Genomic DNA, 16956 nt, shown 5'->3' with positions numbered 1-16956 from the left:
GGTTGGGTCCTCCACGACGACCGATCGGGACCCACCCCCTATACAACCTCGTGGTCATCCTGCTTCGGATGTCGTTATTGCGCAGGATCAACCAAGGTTTCGGTAGCCGGCCTCCATCAGCGCCGTGCGCGGACGCCTGCGGGGTGAGCACAGTGCACCTTCCGTCCGGGATCGCACGGTCGGCGAGCGGACGCTGCAACTTGAGAATGAGAAGCGTTCTCAATTAGTCTCCAATCATGATGATGTCCCCACGCCACCTGACCCTGTCCTCGGCGGTTCTCGCCGCCCTCCTCCTGACCTCGTGCTCCACCGCCGGCTCCCAGACGCCGGACGCCGCGCCCTCGTCCGACGGTTCCGCTCCCACCACCGCGTCCACCGGAACGGATGAGCCCTCCGAGCGTCTCGAGGTCGACGCCCTCGCCCCGCGCGCCGTCCTCACCTACGACGGCGGCCTCATGACCGTCGACACCGAGACCGGTGAGGTCATCGCCACCACCGAGTCCGAAGACTTCCTCCGCCTCAACAACGCCGGTGACGGAAGGCACGTCCTCGTCAGCGCCGGGAAGGAGTTCCGCGTGTTCGACTCCGGTCTGATCGTGGAAGGCCACGGCGACCACGACCACTACTACGAGCAGGCGCCGGGCCTCACAGGTTCGTCCATCGAGGCCCCTGAGGCCGGGCACGTCGTCGCGCACGAAGGGAAGACCGCGCTGTTCGCCGACGGCAGCGGAGCGATCACCGTGATGGACACCGCCGCCTTCACCGACGGCGAGGTGAGCGAGAGCGAGGTCGAGGAGTACGCGACCGACGCTCCCCACCACGGCGTGGCCGTCCCCCTGACCGGCGGCGACCTGGTCCTCACGCAGGGCACGGAGGATTCCCGCAGCACGGTCCAGGTGGTCTCGCCCACGGGCCAGGTCCTCGCCGAGACGACGGACTGCCCGGGCGTGCACGGAGAAGCAGCGGCCATGCCCACCCCGGCCGGGGACGTCGTCTCGCTGGGCTGCGAGAACGGGCCCGTGGTGTACCGCGACGGCGCGTTCCACAAAGTGCCTGTCGAGGAGTCCTACCAGAGGTCCGGCAACCAGTTCGGCAGCCACGTGTCGCCGATCGTGCTCGCCGACTACAAGACCGACCCGGATGCCGAGCAGGAGCGTCCCACGCGTGTCGGGCTGATCGACACGCGGGACGCCACCATGACGACTGTCGACGTCGGATCCGCGTACTGGTTCCGCTCGCTCGCACGGGGCGCCGACGGCGAAGCTCTGGTGCTGACCTACGACGGCGATCTCGCGATCCTGGACGAGGGGACCGGCGCCGTGATCCACGAGGTGCCGGTGGTTGCACCGTGGGAGGAGCCCGCCGAGTGGCAGTCCCCCGCGCCTGCGGTGAAGGTCGGGGCGGACGGCTTCGCCTACGTCACGGAGCCCGCGGCCAAGAAGCTGCACGTCATCGACGTCGCGGAGGGCACGCTGCTGGACAGCTTCGACCTGCCGGAGACGCCGACCGAACTCGCGATCGTCACCGGTGAGGGCGAGACGCCGGGCCACGAGCACGCGGAGGGCGAGGAGCACACGGACGGGGAGGGCTAGGCCCGCACCGTCCATCGAGCCGCGGCGGCCCTCCTGCCGCCGCCGCGGCTCCCTCGCTCTGCCCCCTCAGCACCCCATCGTTTCCGAAGGAAAGCCCATGCACGCCGCTGCGCCCCCAGCACTCGTCCTGTCCCTGGCCGCCGCCGTCGCACTGTCCGCCTGTGCGCCGGCCTCCGACGCCTCGGACGAGAGCGGCTCCCTCCGCGTGCTGGCCTCCTTCTACCCGCTCGAGTTCGTGGCGGAGCGGGTCGGCGGTGACCTGGTGGAGGTCGGGTCCATCACGCCGCCCGGCGCGGAGCCTCACAACCTCGAACTGTCTCCCGCGAAAGTCGCCGAGCTCGCCGACGCCTCAGCGGTCGTTTACGCCTCCGGGTTCCAGCCATCGGTGGACGAGGCCGTCGAGCAGACGGCACCCGAGCACGCCGTCGACGTGGCGGGCGCTGCGGCCATCTCGTCCACCGACGGCGCGGCGGACCCGCACTTCTGGCTCGACCCCGAACGCCTCGCCGACGTCGCCACGCTCGTGGCGGAGCGCTTCGGCGTCGCGGACCCGAAGAACGCGGAGGCCTACCGGGCGAACGCCGAGCAGCTGAACGAGGAGTTGGCCACGCTCGACGGCGACTTCACCGCGGGCCTCGCGACGTGCGAGCGCCGCACGATCGTCGTCTCCCACGAGGCGTACGGCTACCTGGCGAACCGCTACGACCTCGTGCAGTCCGGCGTCTCGGGGATCGACCCCGAGGCGGAACCGGCACCGGCCCGGATCGCGAAGATCCGCCGGGTCATCGAAGGCCAGGACATCACCACCATCTTCACCGAGTCGCTCGTCAATCCGAAGGTCGCCGAGACCCTGGCGGGCGATCTCGGGGTGACCACCGCACTCCTCGATCCCCTCGAGGCCCACCCTGCGACGGGCGGCGACTACGTCGAGGTCATGCGCCGGAACCTCGGAGCGCTGCGGGAAGCGCTCGGCTGTGCCTGACGTCTCCGGCCGCACGCCTGCTGTGCGCGTCGAGGGCGCACGGGTTCGCCTCGGGGCACACCGGATCCTCGCGGGGATCGACCTCGACGTCGCGGACGGACAGACCCTCGCCCTCCTCGGCGCCAATGGTTCGGGGAAGACAACGCTGGTCAAGGCCCTGCTGGGTCTCATCCCCCTCGAGACCGGCCGCATCACCGTGTACGGGGCGGACGTCGCGCACCGGCGACGAGTCCCGTGGTCGCGCATCGGGTACGTGCCGCAGCGGGTCGGCGCAGCTGCTCCCCTGGCGGTGACGGCAGCGGAGGTGGTCGCGTCCGGGCTGCTCACCGAGCGCCGGCTCATCCCGGCCCACCGTCATCGCAACCTCGTCCTCGACGCCCTGGAGGAGGTCGGTCTCGCCGATCGCGCGCAGGAAAGCGTGGGAGCCCTCTCGGGAGGCCAGCACCAGCGGGTCCTCCTGGCACGCGCGCTCGTCCGCGCGCCGGATCTCCTCGTCGTCGACGAGCCCCTGTCGGGTATCGACCTCCGGTCACAGGAGGCGCTCGCCGTCACGCTGCGCACCCTGCAGCTGAAGGGCACCACGATCGTGGTGGTCCTCCACGACCTCGGCGTCCTCGCGCCGCTCCTCGAACGCGCCGTGGTCCTCGACCACGGTTCGGTGGTGTTCGACGGCGCCCCGTCGGTGCCGGATGCGGGCGGCGGGAGGGACGTCCCCGCATTCCGGGTGCGTGACGGTGAGGAGTGCGCGTCCGTGGACGCGCACCGGCGCTCCGCGTCCGCGCTGATGCAGGGATGGCGGTCATGACGCCCAGCCTCCTGGAGACCCTCTCCGCCATGATCGCCAGCCCACTCATGCAACGCGCGCTCATCATCGCCGCACTCGTGGGTGCGACGGCCCCGGTGATGGGTACCTACCTCGTCCAGCGGCGGCTGGCCCTCCTGGGCGACGGGATCGGGCACGTGGCCCTCACCGGCGTCGCGATGGGGTGGCTGGCGGCCTCGGCCGCCGGGAGCCTCGAGGCGGATGCCCTCGCCGTGCCGGGCGCCGTCGTTGCCTCGATCGCGGGCGCCCTCCTGATCGAGGCGGTCCGCGAGCGCGGGCGGACGAGCGCGGACACCGCCCTCGCCCTCCTGTTCTACGGCGGCATCGCGGGCGGCGTCCTGCTGATCGGCCTGGCCGGAGGCACCGCGGCGAACCTCACCGGATACTTGTTCGGATCCATCTCCACCGTCGACGTCCTGGACGTCTGGCTCACGGTCGGGCTCGCCGTGCTGATCGTCGTCGTGGGGATCGGTCTCCGGCCGGCCCTCTTCGCCCTGTGCCACGACGAGGAGTTCGCGCGGGCGAGCGGTATTCCTGCGAGGGCCCTCAACCTCCTGGTGGCGGTCACCGCGGCTCTGACGGTCGCGGTGTCCATGCGGGTGGTCGGCGTGCTGCTGGTGTCCGCGCTCATGATCGTCCCGGTCGCCGTCGCGCAGCTCGTGACGGCGTCCTTCCGGGGCACCATGCACGTGGCCATGGCCTTCGGCGCCGTCGTCTGCGTGGTTGGGCTCTCGATCACGTACTTCCACGCGCTCTCACCCGGAGCCACCATCACCGTCCTCGGCATCGGCGTCTACGCGGTGATGGCGGTCATCCGGCCCCTGACCGCCCGTCGGACGGGGGATGCAGCACAGGACGCGGCCACGCGGGCCGGCCGGGCACCCGACCGCGTGTGACCCGTCAGCGCAGCGCGGCCGGATCCAGCACGCGGTCCATCCCCGGATCGAGGCGGCCCGCACGGTCGGCTGCACGCGTGTCGGCTGCCTCCGTCGCCTCCGAGGATGACAACGAAGACGAAGACGAAGACGACGAGTGCGACGACGTCGTCGACGGCGCCAGCGCGTGGTGCCGGAACCGGTCCGCCACGGGGTTCTCCACCCGGTTGAGCGTGCCGATCTCGTCCGGCACCAGATCCCACAGCCCCATGGTCAGCCGATAGTGCTCCAGCGGCTCCTGCCCGTAGCGGTACGTCCACTCGTACATGTCCGTCACGGGCCACCAGGTGTACCCGACGACGTCGAGCCCCTCGGCGTGGAGACGCCGCACCAGGCCCACCGAGGCGTCCATCCAGCGGATCCTGTCCTCCACCGATCCGGTGAGGCAGGTCTCGGTGACCATGACCGGCGCGCCGTACCGCGAACCGTAGAGGCGGATCACGTCCTCCAGCCCGTCGGTCCAGTCGTTGCGGAGCGCACGGGGGTCAGCGATGTCCCCGCGGCGTGGCTTGCCCACCTCGAGCAGCTCGGTGGAGTGCAGCGGATAGTAGTTGACGCCCATGACGTCCGGCTGCACCGGGTTGTCGAGGTGCCAGCCGAGGTCGGCGTCGCTCATGCCGTGCTGCGCGAGCCAGCCGGCGAGGCGGTGGTCTGGGCTGACGAGCCCGGTCACGAGGTCCTCGACGATCAGCGCGCGGTCGCGGAGGTGCCGCAACTCGCGGTCGTGCGCGCCGGTGGCGGAGTCGCTGACGAAGCGGAAGCCGGCGTCCACATGGGTGAAGACACCGCGATCGCCGAGCACCGCCGTCATGCCCTGCTGCGCCAGCGTGAAGCCGCGCGCCATGTTCCGCACCAGGGCCACCAGGCCGTCGTCGCCCGTGAGGTAGGGCGGCCAGTGGCCGAACTTACCCGAGAACAGCGTGTGGATCATGGGCTCGTTGACGGGGGTGTAGTCCACCACCGTGGAGGCGTAGCGCTCGGCCACGCGCACGGAGTAGTCCGCCACGAGGTCCGGGTAGCTCGCGTTGAGGAACTGGTTGTCCAGCCACGTGGGGGTCCCGTAGTGCATGAGGTCCACGATGGGCGTGAGCCCGAGCTGGTCGAAGTGGTCCATCACCTCGTCCAGCCAGCTCCACTTCCACACGCCCGGCTCGGGATTGATCCGGTACCAGGGAATCCCCCAGCGCAGGAACTCGGCGCCCGCGCTCTTCGCCAGCCCGAAGTCCTCGCGCCAGAAGCGGTAGTGCTGCGTCAGCTCGTACTCGTCGAGTGCACGCTCCCCCGGCCGCTCCTGCGGCACGAAGGTGTCCTCGATGCCCAGGGCGAAGTGGAGCTTCCCGTCCTCGAACCACTGCATGTGTACCTCACTTCAATCCGGTGGTGGCGACGCTCTCGATGAAGCGGCGCTGGACAAACATGAAGACGACGACGAGCGGCAGGAGCGCAACCAGCGAGCCCGCCATCATGACGCCGTAGGGAACTATCCCGCCCGGACCGGTCAACAGCGTGAGCCCGGACGTGAGCGTGCCCATCTCCTGCTGCGTGGTGAAGATCAGCGGCCACAGGAGGTCGTTCCAGTTGTTGACGAACACGAACACCCCGAGCGTCATGAGTGCCGGCACCGCGTTGGGCAGCACCACGCTCAGGTAGACGCGGAACTCGGAGGCGCCGTCGATCCGCGCGGCGTTGTCCAGGTCCTTCGGCAGCGCCAGGAAGAACTGGCGCAGGAAGAAGATGCCGAAGGCGTCCGCCGCGCGCGGCACGATCAGCGCTGCGAAGCTATTGATCCAGCCGAGGTCGCTGGCCAGTTGGTACACCGGGATCAGCGTGGCCTGGAACGGGATCATGAGGCTCGCGATGATGAGGATGAGCAGCGGCTTCCGGCCCGTGAAGTCGATCCGCGCCAGCGCGTAGGCGGCCAGCGAGTCGAACACCAGCGCGCAGAGCGTCACCCCTCCGGCGAACACGAAGCTGTTGAGGATCAGCCGCGTGAACGGCAGGTCCTGGAAGATCCGCGTGAAGTTCTCCAGCGTCCACTGGCTCGGGAAGAGCGTGGGCGGAAAGGCGTTCACCTCGGCCGCGGGCTTGAACGCCGTGAGCACGATGATCGCGATGGGCAGCAGGATCACCGCGCTCGCGAGCGCCAGCACCGCTGCGGCGGACCACCGCTTGATCGCCGCGTTCCGCGCACGGCGCGTGCGTGCGGCGGACGACGACGGCGGGGTCGTCGGTGGGTGCGACGCGGGCACGGGCGCGGGTGTCGTCGTCGTTCCTGCTGTGCCCCGCTGGGGCGCGACGGCGCTCATCCCTCCCCCTCCTGCTCGCGCTTGCCGAAGAAGATGAACTGCACGAGGCTCAGGATCAGCGTGGCCGCGAGCAGCACGTAGGAGAGCGCGGACGCGAACCCGAGCTCGAGGTTCCGGAAGCCCGCCGTGTAGATCTGCATGACCACCGTCTCGGTGTTGCCGTAGGGGCCGCCGCCGGTCATCACGTAGATCTGGTCGAAGGCCTGGAGCGCCGCGATGAGCGCGAAGATCAGCACGAAGGCCGTGGTGTTGGAGAGCATGGGCAGCGTGATGAGGCGGAACCGCGCCCACGCCCCCGCGCCGTCCATGCGCGCGGCCTCGTACAGTGATCCGGGAATCTCCTGCAGCCCGGCCAGGAAGATCACCATGTAGAAGCCGAAGCTCTTCCACACCGCCACGAGCGCGACGGCGGGCATCGCCAGCACCGGATCCTGCAGCACGTTGCCGAGGCGGATGCCCGAGGACGCCAGCCAGTGGTTGAGCAGCCCCACCTGCGGGTCGATCAAATATGTCCAGGCGAGCGCCGCGACGGCGAGGCTCACGATGAACGGCAGGAACAGGGCCGTGCGGAAGAAGCCCCGGAACGGCAGCCGCGGATCGTTCAGCAGCAGGGCCAGCGCGAGGGCGAACCCCACGGCCACCGGCGTGAAGAGCACCGCGTAGAGGCCGGTGTTGAGCACGGCGTTGAGGATCTCCGGGTCCGTGAAGATCCGCGCGTAGTTCTCGAGCCCCACGAAGCGTTCGCGACCGAAGCCGCTGGCGTCGGTGAAGGAGAGCCGGAGCGCGGAGATCATGGGCCAGAACGTGAACGCCCCGAGGATCACGGCGGCGGGGAGGAGGAACCCCGCCGCCTGGACGGTGCTGCGGCGTCGTCGTCGTGCGCCTCCGGGGCGTCCGCCGAGCTGTGCGGGAGCACGGTAGCGCGGACGCGCCGTGGACTCCCGGTCGAGGGTGGTGCTCATGCTGGGTGCCTTTCGGGCAGGTGCCGGGTCGGCGCGCTACTGCGCGTCGAGGACGCCCTGGATGGTGGTCTGCGCCTCGCTGAGCAGGGCGTCGATGTCCTCGCCGGCCACGGCGCGCTGCGTCAGCTCGTCCACGGCGGTGAGCACGTCGGTGCTGTTGACCACACCCGGCAGTAGTGGGCGGCCGAACGCGGCCTGCTCGGTGAGCGCGGCGACCACCGCGTTCTCGGCGACGTCGCTCACCGGGATGTCCGAGCGCAGGGGCGGCCAGCCGGAGCCGAGGGACCATGCGGTGGCCTGCTCCTTCTGGAGGAAGTAGCTGAAGAACTGCTGCGCCGCCTCGGTGGTTGCGTCGTCGCCCTGGTCAGTGATGCCCATCGAGATGCCGATGGCCGATGCCGCCTGCTCTTCGGGCCCCGCGGGGACGGGCGCTATGCCGTAGTCGATGTTGTTCTCGGTGGAGAGCCCTGCCATCCACGGCCCGCCGAGGTACATGGCGGCCTTGCCGCTCGTGAAGAGGCCGTCGCCGGCGATCCCGTCGAGGCCCGTGGGGGAGATCTTGCCGGTCGCGATGGCGTCCACCCACGTCCGCAGGGTCTCGGCGTTCTCCTCGGAGTCGATGACGGCCTGGCCGTCCTCCACCACCCCTCCCCCGTTGCCGTAGAACAGGGTGGGCCACACGCCGTTGGCCACCGTGGCGTGGTCCGGCATCGCGACGCCGAACTGCTCCGGCTCGCCGTCACCGTTGGTGTCCTTGGTGAGCGTCTTCGCGGCCTCGAGCCACTCGTCCCACGTGGTGGGCGGCTCGGTGATGCCAGCCTCGGCGAAGAGCGCCTTGTTGTAGAACATGGCCAGCGGCACGAAGCCCGTGGGGACGCCGTACTTCACGCCGTCCACGGTCTCCATGTCCACGGTGGCCGGGATGAGCTGATCGGTGTTCGAGCCCTCCTGCGTGTAGAAGTCGTCGAGGGCCACGAAGGCGCCGCGGTCGGCGTAGACCGGGAGGCGCTCGGCGGGCATCGCCACGATGTCGGGGCCCTCGCCCGAGGAGAGCGCAGGCAGCAGGGTGTCGTCGATGACGGACCACGGGTTGGTCTGCACGGTGATCGTGACGTCCTCCTGAGAGGCGTTGAAGTCCTCGACGATCGCGTTCATCACGTCGCCGTCCGCTTCGGTGTAGCCGTGCCAGAAGGTCAGTTCGGTGGGGCCTTCGCTCGCGGCCTGGTCCCCGCCCTGCGAGCACGAGGTCAGGGAGAGCGTTGCGAGGGAGAGCACGGCCAGGAGGGTGATCGACTTCTTCATGTCGGTCCTTTCTTCTCCCACGTCGTCGTGGGTTAGGCGCTGATCGCGCAGTGCCCGACGGCGGGATACTGTGCGCGGTAAACGTTGTAGGTAAACGTTGTACCAAAGCATGCACCGCGCGTTCGGATCACGCAAGGGAGCGAGGCGGTCAGCTTCTCCGGCGCGTCGATTCCCGCTCCACGAGCGTCAGCCCCGCGCGGATCTCCTCGGCAGCGAGGTCCTCGTGGGACCCGTCGATCCGGAGCATCAGCCGCTCCACGGCGGCCTCGGCCACCTGGTCCCGGCCCGGGTTCACCGAGGTGAGGCTCGGCAGGGAGAAGCGGGCCTCCTCGATGTCGTCGAAGCCGATGATCGCGACGTCCTCGGGGATGGACCGGCCGGCCTGCTGCAGCACGCGCATCGCGCCGAGTGCCAGGGCGTCGTTCAGGGCGAACACGGCGTCGAACGCGACGCCGTCGGTGAGGCACGCGGCCATCTCCTCCGCTCCCCCGGCGCGCGTCCAGGTGGCGGCGAAGCGCACCAGGCCGTCGTCGTACGCCACGCCGTGGGCCGCGAGCGCAGCCCGGTACCCCTCGAGGCGGAGGTCCGCGGTGGCCACGCTGTCGCCGTCGTTCGCGCCGAGGGCGAGGATCCGGCGTCGGTCGCCGGCGAGGAGGTGTGCCGTGGCGGCCTGGCCGCCCTCCACGTTGGCGATGGTGATGCGGTCCACCCTCCCCGCGAAAGGCGTGTCCCCGAGCACGACGACGGGCGTGTCCGCCTCGCGCAGAACCTCGACGTCGCCCTCGCCGACGTTGAGCGCGCTGTAGATGATGCCGTCCACCATGTGCTTGTGGGGGCTGCGCAGCGTGGCGAGTTCCTGTTCGCGGCCGCCGCCCACGGGCTGGATCACCACGGCGAGGCCCTTCGCTGCCGCGGCGCGCATCACGGAGTCGGCGAGTTCGGCGAAGTAGGCGTTGCGGAGATCGGGGACGATCAGGCCGATCATGCCGGAGCGGCCGGAGCGCAACTGGCGGGCGGAGAGGTTGGGCCGATAGCCGAGCTCCTCGATGACCTGCAGCACGCGCGCACGCGTCTCGGGCCGCATGCGGGCCTGACCGTGCACCACGTTGGAGACGGTCTTGATGGAGACCCCGCTGACCTTCGCGACGTCGCGGATCGTCACGGTCATGGGAGTCCTCTCTCTGCCACGGGCACCGACGCCGGACTCGACGTCGGGCCGGTCGCTCACGAGTCTAGGCGGCCCGGCGATCCGCCCCGCCTGTCATGGCGACTCCCCTGCGTCCGTCGATGCCGCTTTCACAGGAGCTCTTGACCCGCTCCTGTGCCGACCCTACGGTATGTACATCGTTGCAGTTCAACGTTGTACTTCATCGACCCGTCTCACGTCCTGCTGCCACTCCAGCGTCTTCGCGCTCGTTTCCGAGCGCCCTCTTCTGTCACACCTTCAACGGAGAAAACGTGCACCCTCAAGACGCTCTGCCCACTCATGCCCGACCCCACACACGACGCCAACGGCTGCTGCGCTCGATAGCGGCCCTGATACTCGGCACCGCCCTGCTCGCCACCCAGGTGCCCGCGGCCCCGCCCACGGAGGCGGTCACCACCGGCAACGGGGCCCTCGTCTACTCGCCACCCGCCGGCTCATCGTTCAACCCCGAAGGGGGCCGGGCCGCCGGCACCACCTACGCGAAGATCGTCTCGCTCAAGAACAGCGGCACGTCCAATGGCACCCAGCTCGTGACGTTCGATCAGCTGGTCCTCGTCAACGGGGTGCAGGTCTACCCCATCTACCGGAGCACCAACAACGGCACCTCGTGGTCGAAGGTGTCCGAGATCCGACCTTCGGCCAACTTCCCGAATCTGACCCGCACCTCGCAGCCGTATCTGTACGAACTTCCGCAGCAGGTCGGCAACCTGCCCGCAGGCACGGTCCTGCTGACGGGCATGATCATGCCCCAGGACCGCTCCAGCAGCAGGCTCGTGGTCTACAAGAGCCTCGACAAGGGCGTCACCTGGTCCTTCCACAGCACCATCGATCAGGGCGGGCCGGCCACGTACGATCCGAGCCCCACATCGACCACCACCACCGTGTGGGAACCGTCCCTCGCCGTCGACGGCGGTGGCGGCCTCGTCGCCTACTTCTCGGACGAACGCCAGAAGACCCGAGGAGTCCTGCAAGCCATCTCCTACCGTCGCTCGCTGGACGGCGGCCTCACCTGGGGTCCGCTCGTGAACGTCTCCGCGCCCACCAATCGCAGTGACCGCCCGGGCATGATCACCGTGACGAAGATGCAGGACGGCCGCTACATGGCGACCTTCGAAGTGGTGAACCGGCCGAGTCAGAGCAAGAACACCGCGCCGGCCTACTACAAGATCTCGCCGGACGGCCTGAACTGGTCCCCCGAGACGAGCATCGGGACACCGATCCGGCTCGCCGACGGCCGCGGCATCGGTTCCTCACCCTTCGTGAAATGGGTGCCGACCGGCGGGCCGAAGGGCACGGTCATCGTCGCCTCCAAGTGGTCGCTCGATCCGAGCGGGACTATCGACGGCGGACAGAACTTCTACGTCAACTACAACCTCGGCGAGGGCCCGTGGCAGCGCATGCCCTACGCGGTCACCTACGACGGACCGGACACCGAGGGCGGAACGTTCACAGGATTCGCCCAGGGCTTCGACGTCAGCCCCGACGGCCGCACCCTGTACCAGGCTACGAACGTCGAGAACCTTCGCACCACGTACAACGACGTCCGCGTGGGCTCCATCCCGCTCAACGCCACCTCCTACGAGGCGGAGTCCGCCGTCCGCCAGGACGCGATCGTGGTGCCCGACCCGGACACCTCCAACGGTTCGAAGGTCGGCAACATCAACAACCCCGGCAGCTCCGTGACCTTCACCGTCAACGCGCCAACAGCGGGCACCTACACGTTCAACGTGCGGTACGCCAACGGCACCGGGGGATCGAGCACGCACAACGTCCGGGTGAACAACGGCACCTCAACCGCCCTCTCGTACCCGGCGACGGTCAACTGGGGCCGCTACCAGTGGGCGCAGATGACCGCCTACCTCAACGCCGGCAGCAACAGCGTCTCGTTCACGAAAGGCACGTCCTTCGCCGAACTCGACGTGCTACAGGTGTACCGGCCGTAGCGGCTGGAGGTCGCGGCAAGGGCGGGAGTGCGACAGCACCCCGCCCTTCTCGCGCTCATCAGCCATCAGCGAACGCCGTCGACCCCGTGCATCCTCGGCCCCGCTCCACCGAGGTGCAGCACGCCGGCCTTCGCCGCCTCGACCGCCGCGCACACGGCCCCGGTGGCCACGGAGCCCGCCCCGAGCGAGGAGAGCACCAGCTCCGGCACCGCGAGGTCCACCTCGCCCGGCAACAGGCGGCGTGACACCTCGGCCACCTGGTCGAGATTCTCCGCCACCGCCCCGGCCACGATCACGCGTGAGGGGTCGTAGAGACTGCCGAACACCGCGGTGATGCGGGCCAGCAGTTCCCCGCCGCGCTCCACGATGCGCTGCGACCACGCGTCACCCGCCCGCGCCAGGTCGAGCGCGGCGCGTCCGGTGAGCTGGTCGGGTGGCAGGTCCGCCAGGGGATGATCCGCAGGGAGCTCTCCGGCGGCCGCGGCGTCCCGCACCCACTCGGTGAGCCTGAGGCCCATGCCGAGGGCGCTCCCCACGCCGAGCACGTGGTCGAGCGCCACCATCTCGCCGGCCCCGCCGTGCGCACCGCGCAGCAGACGGCCGTCGAGCACCACGCCGGCGCCGAAGCGGTCCCCGGCAAGGAGCACCACGTAGTTGCGGCACCCGCGCGCTGCGCCCACCGTTCCCTCGGCGATGGCCGCCAAGGAGGCGTCGTTCTCGAGGCGGACGATCCGCACCCACTCCTCCAGCATCGCCTGCAGGTCCGGGTTCATGAGCTGCCAGAAGTGCTCACGGTGGCTCGGTGACCTGCCGTCGGCGTCCACCGGCGCGGGCACGCCGACGCACACCGCGAGGACGTCGTCCCGTGCGTGTCCGGCCGCATCCAGCGCGGAGTCGATGGCGTCGAGCACCGCCCGACGCCGCGCGGTCGGGTCCGCGTCGGTCGCGTCGAGCTCGCGCGTCTCGGTGGCGATCGTCCGCCCACGGAGATCCGCCACGGTGGTGGTCAGGTGGGAGCGTCCGGCGTCCATCCCGACCACCACGGCGGCGTCGGACCGCAACTCGAAGCGGCGCGAGGGCCGTCCCTTGCTGTACTCCCCCACGGCTCGCGCATTGGGAAGTTCCCGCAGGAGGCCCAGGGCGATGAGCTCGTCGAGCCCGTCGATCGCCGTCGTCCGGGTCAGTCCGGTGGCCGCCATGGCGTCCGCGCTGACGAAGACACCGGCGTCCCAGGCGAAGGCCAGGAGGGCGTCGAGGCTCGCCCGTGGAGGCGCGCTGGTCAGGTGGGGCGTCATCGACAAGTACTTGACCCTCTCGTGATCGTGTTGGACCATGATCGCAGGAGACTTGATCTAGTCGCTAGATCAAATGGCCAGAGTATTTCCCCTCGACGAAGAGAACGGCAAAGGACAACGACGTGCCCACACCCTCCCGCCGCACACCCCGCCTGCTGGCCGCATCCCTCGGCCTCGCCCTGACCACCTCGGCCCTCGCCGGGTGCGCCGGCACCGGAGGCCCCGAGACGGTCCGCTTCCACCTCAGCAAGCCGGAGGCCATCCCCTACTTCAACGAGCTGATCGGCGAGTACAACGCGAGCCAGGACGACGTCGAGGTGGTGCTCGACTCGTCGTCGAACCTCCAGGCCGGCTTCCTCCGCGGCAACCCGCCGGATCTCGGTCTGCTGAACTACAACATGGAGATGGCGCGCTTCATGGAGCGCGGCGCCCTGAGCGACCTCTCCGACATGCCGGAGGCCGAGCGGATCCTCCCCGATGTCCAGGACCTCGTGGACCAGTACGCCACCTACCCCGGGCGCACCAGCGTGCTGCCGTACTCCGTGATGGCGGCCTCCGTCATCTACAACAAGGACATCTTCGCGGCGCAGGGGCTCGAGGTCCCGGAGACCTACGAGGAGCTCATCGCCGTCTGCGAGCAGTTGAAGGCTGCGGGGGTCACACCGATCTACGGCACCTTCGCGGATCCCTGGACCGTGGCGCAGGGCTGGTTCGACTACACCGTGGGCGGGGACGTCGACGTCGCAGGCTTCTACGACGAGATGAACTCCCTCGGCACCGAGGTGGGCCCCGAGAGCCCGGTCTCCTTCGAGAAGGACTTCGCCGAGCCGCTCGGCTCCATGAAGGATCTGATCGAGAACTACACGAACCAGGACGCCGCATCCCGTACGTACGGCGACGGCAACCTCGCCTTCGCGCAGGGGCAGGCGGCCATGTACCTGCAGGGGCCCTGGGCGTTCGGCGAGATCGCGAAGACGAATCCCGATCTCAATCTCGGCACCTTCCCCCTGCCCATGACGGACGACCCCGAGGATCTCGAGGTCCGCGTGAACATCGACCTCGCCGCCTGGATCCCCGAGGCATCGGAGAACAAGGAGGGCGCACGTGCCTTCCTCAGCTACCTCTTCCGCCAGGACGTCATGGACGAGTACAACGCCGCGCAACTCGGCTACGGCACCACGGTGGATGCCGCCCCGGTCACCGATCCCCGGATCCTCGGCATGAAGGAGTACTACGACGCCGCGGACTTCTACCAGGGCCCCTCCAAGGCCATCCCGATCACCATCCCGATCGACAACTACGCGCAGGGCCTCGCACTCGGCAGCGACGTCGAGGGAACCCTGACCACGCTCGACGGCGACTGGGCGCGATTGGCGTTCCGCCAGTGACGCGCCACCCGCACCTCCCCTCCCAGCAGCATTCCGACCTGCAGCAGTCCGATTCAAGGAGCCGAGCATGACGAAGACGACGGCGGCACCTCCGCCGCAGGCCACTCCGGCTGCGGGGGCTACCGCAGCACCCGCGGCCCCCGCGAGGAAGCGGCGGGGCGTCGAGGGCATCTACTACGCCTTCCTCCTCCCGAGCCTCGTGATCTTCACGCTCGCGATCACCCTGCCCGCCGTCGTCGGTATCTTCTTCAGCCTCACGAACTCCATCGGCTTCGGGGACTGGGACTTCATCGGCTTCACCAACTACATCGCCCTGTTCTCCGACCCCGCGATCCTGCAGAGCTACCTGTTCACCCTCGGATTCGCGATCTGCACGGTGATCGTCGTGAACGTCATCGCGTTCCTGCTGGCCGTCGGGCTGACGGCGCGGATCAAGCTGAAGACGGGGCTTCGGACGGTGTTCGTGATCCCCATGGTGGTGTCCGGCATCATCATCGCGTTCGTCTTCAACTTCCTGTTCTCCAACTCGCTCCCCGCGGTGGGTCAGGCCCTCGGCATCGACGTGCTGAGTGAGAGCATCCTCGCCAATCCGGATCTCGCCTGGGTGAGCATCGTGATCGTGACCGCCTGGCAGGCCATCCCCGGCACGCTCCTCATCTACATCGCCGGGCTGCTCGCCATCCCGGGCGATGTGTACGAGGCGGCGGACCTCGACGGCGCCGGCAAGCTGCAGCAGTTGCTGCGCATCACGGTGCCGCTCGTCGCCGGGTACATCGTCATCAACGTGATCCTCGGCTTCAAGAACTTCCTCAACGCCTACGACGTGATCGTGGGCCTCACCGACGGCGGGCCCGGCACGGCCACCCGCAGCATCCCGATGACCATCGTCACCGGATTCACGGGCGGCGACTACGCCTACCAGATGGCCAACGCCACCATGTTCTTCATCATCGTGGTCGTCATCTCCCTCATCCAGCTCCGCCTCACGCGTGGAAGGAACGCCCGCTGATGTCCGTTCAACCCACACTCATCGCCAGAGATGTCGACGCCGCCGTCACCCTCGAGGAGAAGAGCGGTCGACGCCGGTCGAAGCGCGAGCCCTCGGGGCGGAGCGGACGCTCCAGCTGGTCACTGACCATCCTGCTGCTCCTGTCCGCGATCACGGTGATCGTGCCGCTGTACGTCACCGTCTCGATGGCCTTCAAGACCCAGTCGCAGGCGGTGGACGGCAACGCGTTCTCCCTGCCCGCACCGTTCAGCGTGGAGGGGTTCACCACCGCGTGGACCCTCACCGACTACCCACGGGCCTTCACGGTCTCCATCCTCATCACGGCGGGCACCGTGGTGGGCACCATCCTCCTCGGCGCGCTGGCCTCCTTCGCCATCTCGAGGAACTGGGACCGCAAGCTGTTCCGCTGGTCCTTCTACTACCTGCTGGGCGCCATGTTCATCCCGTTCCCCGTCGTCGCGCTCCCCCAGATCCAGCTCACCGGTCTCCTCGGCCTCGACAGCCCGCTCGGCGTCACGATCCTGCACATCATGTTCCAGCTGAGCTTCAGCATCCTGCTGTTCACGGCGTTCCTGCGCTCCATCCCGGCGGAACTGGAGGAGAGCGCGAGGATCGACGGCGCCAGCACCTGGCAGACCTTCTGGCAGCTGATCTTCCCGCTGTTGGCCCCCATGAGCGCGACGGTCGGCATCTTCGCCTTCCTCGCCTCCTGGAACGACTTCATGATGCCATCCCTGATCATCTCGGACCCGTCGCTCCAGACGCTGCCCGTGCTGCAGAACATCTTCCAGACCCAGTTCAGCAACAACTACAACGTGTCCTTCGCGTCCTACCTCATGGCCATGGCCCCCGCCATCCTCGTGTTCGTCTTCACGCAGCGGTGGGTCATGGAAGGCGTGACGCAGGGCGCCGTCAAGGGCTGACTACAAGCACGCACGCACGAGGGCTCCGCGCTGTCAGCGCGGAGCCCTCGTCGTTTACGCCTGCTGGGCGTCAGTCAGTCAGTCAGCCGGCGTGCGCCGCGGTGGCCGCATCAGGACGACGCCGACGGCGAAGATCGCGGTCACGCCGCCGAGAACCATGGTGAGCACGGCCTGGCTCGGTTCGTGCGGACCGAAGATCGCCGGAAGTGCGAGAACGAGCGCGGCCCCGGAGACGATCAATCCGATGAACATCGTGAGGAAGGTACGGTTCACTTTTTCGCTCATGATC

General features: G+C 68.9%; 15 protein-coding genes. 8 read left to right on the top strand and 7 right to left on the bottom strand.

Annotated elements, in window-relative coordinates; all coding sequences use genetic code 11:
• Window positions 1–236: 236 nt before the first annotated feature.
• The 4 genes from AC4D16_RS13740 to AC4D16_RS13725 all read left to right on the top strand — a co-directional run bounded on the left by AC4D16_RS13740 (window position 237) and on the right by AC4D16_RS13725 (window position 4293).
• On the top strand, window positions 237–1592 hold the full coding sequence (locus AC4D16_RS13740) for a hypothetical protein (RefSeq protein ID WP_490955375.1): 1356 nt from the start codon (window positions 237–239) through the stop codon (window positions 1590–1592).
• Between the two features lie 97 nt (window positions 1593–1689).
• Window positions 1690–2574 carry a metal ABC transporter substrate-binding protein gene (locus AC4D16_RS13735; RefSeq protein WP_490955374.1) on the top strand — a complete coding sequence of 295 codons (885 nt, stop codon included), beginning with the start codon at window positions 1690–1692 and terminating at the stop codon, window positions 2572–2574.
• The gene (locus AC4D16_RS13730; protein WP_490955373.1) at window positions 2567–3379 is read left to right on the top strand and encodes a metal ABC transporter ATP-binding protein; all 813 of its coding nucleotides are present in this window, start codon (window positions 2567–2569) and stop codon (window positions 3377–3379) included. Before AC4D16_RS13735 ends, AC4D16_RS13730 begins: the two co-directional genes overlap by 8 nt.
• A complete protein-coding gene (locus AC4D16_RS13725) occupies window positions 3376–4293 on the top strand; it encodes a metal ABC transporter permease (RefSeq protein ID WP_490949683.1) in 918 nt (305 codons plus the stop codon). Before AC4D16_RS13730 ends, AC4D16_RS13725 begins: the two co-directional genes overlap by 4 nt.
• 4 nt (window positions 4294–4297) lie before the next feature.
• Here AC4D16_RS13725 and AC4D16_RS13720 read toward each other — a convergent pair whose 3' ends face one another.
• The 5 genes from AC4D16_RS13720 to AC4D16_RS13700 form a co-directional block, all read right to left on the bottom strand.
• Window positions 4298–5689 carry a family 1 glycosylhydrolase gene (locus AC4D16_RS13720; protein WP_490949684.1) on the bottom strand — a complete coding sequence of 464 codons (1392 nt, stop codon included), beginning with the start codon at window positions 5687–5689 and terminating at the stop codon, window positions 4298–4300.
• A gap of 7 nt (window positions 5690–5696) precedes the next feature.
• Window positions 5697–6638 carry a carbohydrate ABC transporter permease gene (locus tag AC4D16_RS13715; protein ID WP_490949685.1) on the bottom strand — a complete coding sequence of 314 codons (942 nt, stop codon included), beginning with the start codon at window positions 6636–6638 and terminating at the stop codon, window positions 5697–5699.
• Window positions 6635–7600, bottom strand: coding sequence for a carbohydrate ABC transporter permease (locus tag AC4D16_RS13710; RefSeq protein ID WP_490949686.1), 966 nt, complete (start codon window positions 7598–7600; stop codon window positions 6635–6637). The genes AC4D16_RS13715 and AC4D16_RS13710 overlap by 4 nt, the downstream gene beginning before the upstream one ends.
• 36 nt (window positions 7601–7636) lie before the next feature.
• Window positions 7637–8902, bottom strand: a complete 1266-nt coding sequence (locus AC4D16_RS13705) for an ABC transporter substrate-binding protein (RefSeq protein WP_490949687.1) — start codon at window positions 8900–8902, stop codon at window positions 7637–7639.
• A 148-nt stretch (window positions 8903–9050) separates the two neighbouring features.
• On the bottom strand, window positions 9051–10070 hold the full coding sequence (locus AC4D16_RS13700) for a LacI family DNA-binding transcriptional regulator (RefSeq protein WP_490949688.1): 1020 nt from the start codon (window positions 10068–10070) through the stop codon (window positions 9051–9053).
• Between the two features lie 290 nt (window positions 10071–10360).
• Between AC4D16_RS13700 and AC4D16_RS13695 the strand changes: the two genes are divergently transcribed.
• Window positions 10361–12052 carry an exo-alpha-sialidase gene (locus tag AC4D16_RS13695; RefSeq protein ID WP_490955372.1) on the top strand — a complete coding sequence of 564 codons (1692 nt, stop codon included), beginning with the start codon at window positions 10361–10363 and terminating at the stop codon, window positions 12050–12052.
• 65 nt (window positions 12053–12117) lie between these two features.
• On the opposite strand, the gene AC4D16_RS13690 is transcribed toward AC4D16_RS13695, so the two are convergent.
• On the bottom strand, window positions 12118–13386 hold the full coding sequence (locus AC4D16_RS13690) for an ROK family protein (protein WP_490955371.1): 1269 nt from the start codon (window positions 13384–13386) through the stop codon (window positions 12118–12120).
• Between the two features lie 83 nt (window positions 13387–13469).
• On the opposite strand from AC4D16_RS13690, the gene AC4D16_RS13685 reads away from it, so the two are divergent.
• From AC4D16_RS13685 to AC4D16_RS13675, 3 genes are all read left to right on the top strand, one after another.
• The gene (locus tag AC4D16_RS13685; protein ID WP_490955370.1) at window positions 13470–14735 is read left to right on the top strand and encodes an ABC transporter substrate-binding protein; all 1266 of its coding nucleotides are present in this window, start codon (window positions 13470–13472) and stop codon (window positions 14733–14735) included.
• A 67-nt stretch (window positions 14736–14802) separates the two neighbouring features.
• Complete coding sequence (locus AC4D16_RS13680; RefSeq protein ID WP_490949692.1) at window positions 14803–15744, top strand: carbohydrate ABC transporter permease; 942 nt, start codon at window positions 14803–14805, stop codon at window positions 15742–15744.
• Complete coding sequence (locus tag AC4D16_RS13675) at window positions 15744–16667, top strand: carbohydrate ABC transporter permease (protein ID WP_490949693.1); 924 nt, start codon at window positions 15744–15746, stop codon at window positions 16665–16667. Before AC4D16_RS13680 ends, AC4D16_RS13675 begins: the two co-directional genes overlap by 1 nt.
• A 78-nt stretch (window positions 16668–16745) precedes the next feature.
• Here AC4D16_RS13675 and AC4D16_RS13670 read toward each other — a convergent pair whose 3' ends face one another.
• A complete protein-coding gene (locus AC4D16_RS13670) occupies window positions 16746–16952 on the bottom strand; it encodes a hypothetical protein (RefSeq protein WP_490955369.1) in 207 nt (68 codons plus the stop codon).
• Window positions 16953–16956 lie beyond the last annotated feature (4 nt).

This window comes from Arthrobacter sp. TJ-236, from assembly GCF_058269235.1.
This window is presented reverse-complemented; position numbering and strand designations above follow the sequence as displayed.

Excerpts from the sequence above, each read along its gene's own strand:
- AC4D16_RS13740 (WP_490955375.1), top strand. The coding sequence starts at position 237 with ATGATGATGTCCCCACGCCACCTGACCCTGTCCTCGGCGGTTCTCGCC.
- AC4D16_RS13735 (WP_490955374.1), top strand. The coding sequence starts at position 1,690 with ATGCACGCCGCTGCGCCCCCAGCACTCGTCCTGTCCCTGGCCGCCGCC.
- AC4D16_RS13725 (WP_490949683.1), top strand. The coding sequence starts at position 3,376 with ATGACGCCCAGCCTCCTGGAGACCCTCTCCGCCATGATCGCCAGCCCA.
- AC4D16_RS13720 (WP_490949684.1), bottom strand. The coding sequence starts at position 5,689 with ATGCAGTGGTTCGAGGACGGGAAGCTCCACTTCGCCCTGGGCATCGAG.
- AC4D16_RS13715 (WP_490949685.1), bottom strand. The coding sequence starts at position 6,638 with ATGAGCGCCGTCGCGCCCCAGCGGGGCACAGCAGGAACGACGACGACA.
- AC4D16_RS13710 (WP_490949686.1), bottom strand. The coding sequence starts at position 7,600 with ATGAGCACCACCCTCGACCGGGAGTCCACGGCGCGTCCGCGCTACCGT.
- AC4D16_RS13705 (WP_490949687.1), bottom strand. The coding sequence starts at position 8,902 with ATGAAGAAGTCGATCACCCTCCTGGCCGTGCTCTCCCTCGCAACGCTC.
- AC4D16_RS13700 (WP_490949688.1), bottom strand. The coding sequence starts at position 10,070 with ATGACCGTGACGATCCGCGACGTCGCGAAGGTCAGCGGGGTCTCCATC.
- AC4D16_RS13690 (WP_490955371.1), bottom strand. The coding sequence starts at position 13,386 with ATGGTCCAACACGATCACGAGAGGGTCAAGTACTTGTCGATGACGCCC.
- AC4D16_RS13680 (WP_490949692.1), top strand. The coding sequence starts at position 14,803 with ATGACGAAGACGACGGCGGCACCTCCGCCGCAGGCCACTCCGGCTGCG.
- AC4D16_RS13675 (WP_490949693.1), top strand. The coding sequence starts at position 15,744 with ATGTCCGTTCAACCCACACTCATCGCCAGAGATGTCGACGCCGCCGTC.
- AC4D16_RS13670 (WP_490955369.1), bottom strand. The coding sequence starts at position 16,952 with ATGAGCGAAAAAGTGAACCGTACCTTCCTCACGATGTTCATCGGATTG.